The sequence below is a fragment of the uncultured Jannaschia sp. genome (genome assembly GCF_947494025.1).
Classification (GTDB): domain Bacteria; phylum Pseudomonadota; class Alphaproteobacteria; order Rhodobacterales; family Rhodobacteraceae; genus Jannaschia.
Genome location: NZ_CANLTQ010000113.1, coordinates 1 through 962, shown reverse-complemented (window position 1 = coordinate 962; position 962 = coordinate 1). Strand labels below are relative to the sequence as shown.

The following is a 962-nucleotide window of genomic DNA, read 5'->3' as shown; positions in this document are numbered from 1 at the left end:
GACCGGATCGTCGCGATCCACGGGCGGTAGGGCTGGTCCGTGGCCCGTGGCCGGGCCTGCCTGCTGATGCACGTGCCATGGCGCGAACGTCTGGCCTGGGCCGTCGCCGCGGCGGTTCGACGGAAGCTCGGAATGAAGTGGGGTTCCGTCCCCCATCCGATCGTCCGGTCGCAGGACCGTTTGTACCGAACCCCGTTCCCGCGTCCCTGATCCCGTGCGAAGGACGGCCATGCCCAATGTTCCGACCGGACCCGAGTGGAATCGGCTTCAACGTCGAGGGAGAGACGGCCGGCAGATGCGGTTCGTGTTCGAAGCCGCCCTGGCTGTCGCCTTGTCCTTTGCCAGCGCGGTGCAGGCCGACACAGGGCCGACAATCACCGGGGTAGCGAACGTCGTCGACGGAGACGGTTTGAAGATCGGCCCCGTGGCCATCCGTCTTCACGGAAAGATTATTCCGTGTTTTCCCGGATCCGGCGAAGCGCTTGTCTTGTAATGCCGCCCTGCCTTCGGGCGGCGCGCCGCCCGAAGGCAGGGCGGCATCAGTTCCAGGCTGCGAGCGCCTTGTTGCGGGATGAAGGGTGTCATCGCTCCAGTGCCTCCTCCATGGCGGCGGCGACGTCGGTGGTGAGTTCCCGCGTCCGGCGCAGCGCCCGTTCGATGCGATCGAGTTCCTGCCGCCGGGCCGCGAGTTGACCGAGAGGCTCCCGGCGCGCCTCGGCCCGCTCCAGCTGACGGGCGTGGCTGGCGCGCATGCGTTGGAAGAGCGGCATCGCGCTCTTCTTCGGCTGCGCGTGCGCGCAGCCGAGGCAGATCAAGCCCTTGGGGCAGTGCTCGCCCGCGGGCAGAGCGCAGAGATGCGCCCCCATGTCGCGAAGGTCGCAGCTCCGCGCGAGAGCCTCCCATTCCTCCGCGGTCGGTGCGCGCAGAACGTCGTTGCCGTGCACTGACTGGTAAAGCCCGCG

The 962-nt window shown here is 68.5% G+C and carries 2 protein-coding genes; one reads left to right on the top strand and one right to left on the bottom strand.

Features of this window, described 5'->3' with window-relative positions:
* The first annotated feature begins 295 nt into the window (after positions 1 to 295).
* Positions 296 to 493 (top strand): hypothetical protein, encoded by a 198-nt coding sequence (locus Q1B08_RS21525; protein ID WP_299823436.1) that lies wholly within the window; start codon positions 296 to 298, stop codon positions 491 to 493.
* 88 nt (positions 494 to 581) lie between these two features.
* Here the strand turns inward: Q1B08_RS21525 and Q1B08_RS21520 are convergent.
* The coding region (locus Q1B08_RS21520) for a hypothetical protein (RefSeq protein WP_299823432.1) at positions 582 to 962 on the bottom strand (381 nt) is incomplete at its 5' end.